At 41.4% G+C, this 2,825-nt stretch carries 3 protein-coding genes and 2 pseudogenes; all 5 read left to right on the top strand.

Going from position 1 to position 2,825, the window contains the following annotated elements; translation table 11 throughout:
• Positions 1 to 76 precede the first annotated feature (76 nt).
• Positions 77 to 910, top strand: a pseudogene (locus tag QUB24_RS33090) (transposase); the annotation flags it as partial.
• A 407-nt stretch (positions 911 to 1,317) separates the two neighbouring features.
• Entirely contained in the window at positions 1,318 to 1,875 is a 558-nt protein-coding gene (locus QUB24_RS33095; protein WP_333157805.1) for a hypothetical protein, read from the top strand.
• A gap of 12 nt (positions 1,876 to 1,887) precedes the next feature.
• Positions 1,888 to 2,259 (top strand): annotated as a pseudogene (locus QUB24_RS33100) (IS1634 family transposase); the annotation flags it as partial.
• A 52-nt stretch (positions 2,260 to 2,311) separates the two neighbouring features.
• Positions 2,312 to 2,509, top strand: coding sequence for a hypothetical protein (locus QUB24_RS33105; RefSeq protein ID WP_333157808.1), 198 nt, complete (start codon positions 2,312 to 2,314; stop codon positions 2,507 to 2,509).
• Positions 2,478 to 2,783, top strand: a complete 306-nt coding sequence (locus QUB24_RS33110) for a hypothetical protein (RefSeq protein ID WP_333157809.1) — start codon at positions 2,478 to 2,480, stop codon at positions 2,781 to 2,783. The genes QUB24_RS33105 and QUB24_RS33110 overlap by 32 nt, the downstream gene beginning before the upstream one ends.
• Positions 2,784 to 2,825 lie beyond the last annotated feature (42 nt).

Below are 2,825 nucleotides of genomic sequence, written 5' to 3' on the forward strand. Positions count from 1 at the left end.
ATGTCATATTCTACCATGCTGTGCCTAGATTGTTAACCTTCTTTTTTTACTGTTACCCCGATTTATTGAGCGGATACAACTAAGAGTCGTAGTGATAGACGGAACCTGCTTAGACATCCCGTCTGGGTGATGAGAATGCCAGGGTTTTTGGTCGTCCAGGAAGTCGTCCAGGTACAAGAGCAGCGTTTCCGAAAGCTAGATTAGTTATTTTATTAGAGGCAGGAACACATTTAATATTTGACGCCTTAATGTGTCCATATAAAATGGGAGAAAGAGTAAGATCGTTAAAGTTCTTACGCTCAGTAACAGTGGGAATGCTATTGATGTGGGATAGAGGTTTACATTCTTATGCGATGGTAGAAGCCACAATCAGTAAAGGTTGTGAGTAGAAGAGTGCGAATTCCATCCAACGTTACATTCTTAAACGAAACACAATTAGATGATGGTTCATATTTAAGTTGGATTTATCCATCAGGCAAATTAAGAAAAAAAGGATTTAAGCCCATACAGGTAAGAGTAATTGAGTACACAATTGAGAAGTACGACCGCCCAGAAGCACAAATTAGATATCGTTTAATTACCAGCTTGTTGAACGCGGAAAAATTTCCATCGCACTTACTTGCCTGTGAATATCATCAACGTTGGGAAGTCGAAAATACGATTGATGAAATCAAAGTACATTTATTAGGACGAAAAACTCATATTCGTTCTCAAAGACCAAAGGAGGTGGTACAAGAAATTTATGGTTTACTACTAGGACATTGGGCTATAAGGTCATTAATTTTTCTCTTCAGCAAGCAGCGCAGGTGTTTCACCATTGCGTCTTTCTTTTACTGGAACCTTACGAGTTATTCGTCGCGCTCTCCCTAAATTTCAGCGGTTACAACCACAGGAACTTCCCTTTTTTTGAGTTGGTTAACTTGGGAGCTCCTCGATCAAATTATACCGGAAAGAGTTCACAGAAACAACCCAAGAGTTGTCAAAAAACCTGTTTCAAAATTTCGAGCTAAACAAGTTAAACACAGAGGTACTGGAATCATAATGAATCCTCCTGTATTTATTGTTTTAAGCACTGCATAGCCCTTAACTTAACCGTATTGAGTCAGCATATGTATTTTTTTTGAGCGGTCGCTAAAAATCTTATCAGATAGCGCGATCACTTTTACTTTTGGCGATCGTACCCGAGAATGAAACAGCCCTGCCCGTAGAGGGGATGTTCAAATCTTTCAAACCCTTGCACTACAAGGAACGAGCTCCTTTTTACCCCCGAGGGCGTACCCATGTATCTTAAGGATTTATTCATATTTATATCGACAGATGCGTGGCCAAATTGTAGTCATGTATATCGAAGGTGTTCCAAACAGAAACTCTCCCCCTGCTGTATTGCTTCGCGAGTCCTACCGCGAAGGTTCAAAAGTACGGAAACGCACTCTGGCAAACTTGTCTAAATTGCCCGACCATGCCATAGATGGACTGCAAGCCTTGTTAAAAGGTGGCGTAACGATCGCTTCTTTGCCTGATTCTTTTAAAATCACCCGTTCGCGCCCACACGGCCACGTAGCAGCAGTATTGGGCTGCCTGAAAAACACTGGCTTACACAACTTAATTAGTTCCGAAAATAGTCGCAACAGAAGATTGGTATTGGCGATGATAATTGCCAGAATTATCGACCCGCGCTCGAAACTCGCCACCGCGAGAGGATTCAACGAAGAAACTTGTTTTTCGAGTATTGGCAAAATATACGGCATCGAGGGTGCCGATGAAGATGAATTATATTTGGCAATGGATTGGCTCTTATCCAAACAAGAGTCGAGCGAAAATAATTTGGCAGCCAGACATCTGGCATCATCAACATTAGTATTGTATGATGTATAGAGCAGTTATTTTGAAGGCAAAACTTGCCCCCTAGCCCGATACGGTTACAATCGGGATTGCAAAAGAGGTAAATTGCAGATCGTATTTGGATTAATGTGCGATGCTTCTGGCTGTCCGATTGCGCTCGAAATATTTGAGGGCAATACTGCTGACCCGACAAGGCTCACCAATCAAATTACCAAACTTAAAGAAAGATTTGGAATCGCCAAAATAATTTGGGTGGGCGATCGAGGCATCATCTCTTCAACAACGATTCAAAAACACTTTCAATCATCAGAGCATACTTTCGATTGGATTAGCGCGCTGCGTTCGGTACAAATCCGCAGATGGGTAGAGCAAGAATCGATTCAACTCTCTTTATTTGACGAACTCTCACATCGCTGAAATATCATCATCAGACTATCCGGGAGAACGCTTAATTGCCTGTCGCAATCCAATGCTGGCTGCAGAGCGAGCCAAAACACGATCAGAATTGTTGCAAGCGACCGAAAAAGAATTAGCCAAAATCGTTGCTGCTACAATCCGAAAAAAAAATCGTTTAAAAGGGGCATCAGATATTGCTCTAAAAGTGGGAAAGGTGGTGAATCGTTACAAGGAAGCCCGTGCATTTCAAACTAGATATTCAAGAGGATAGCTTTAGTTATGAAAGAAACACGCACAGTATTGAAAGCGAAGCAGGACTTGATGGTTTATACGTGATTCGTACTTCTGTCGAACCCTCCGTTTTATCTCTAATAGAAACTGTGAGATCTTATAAAAGCCTGTCTCAAGTAGAGCAAGCTTTTCGGAGTTTTAAGACGGTGGATTTAAAGGTGCGACCGATTTACCACCGCAGTGCCGATCGAGTTAAAGCTCACGTATTTTTATGTATGTTATACCAATTTACTATGAAGTTGCACTTAATATAGCTTCAAGGATATAGTCCCAACCACAGAGAGATAAAACTTCTT

The organism is Microcoleus sp. B9-D4 (assembly GCF_036705105.1).
Lineage (GTDB): Bacteria > Cyanobacteriota > Cyanobacteriia > Cyanobacteriales > Microcoleaceae > Microcoleus.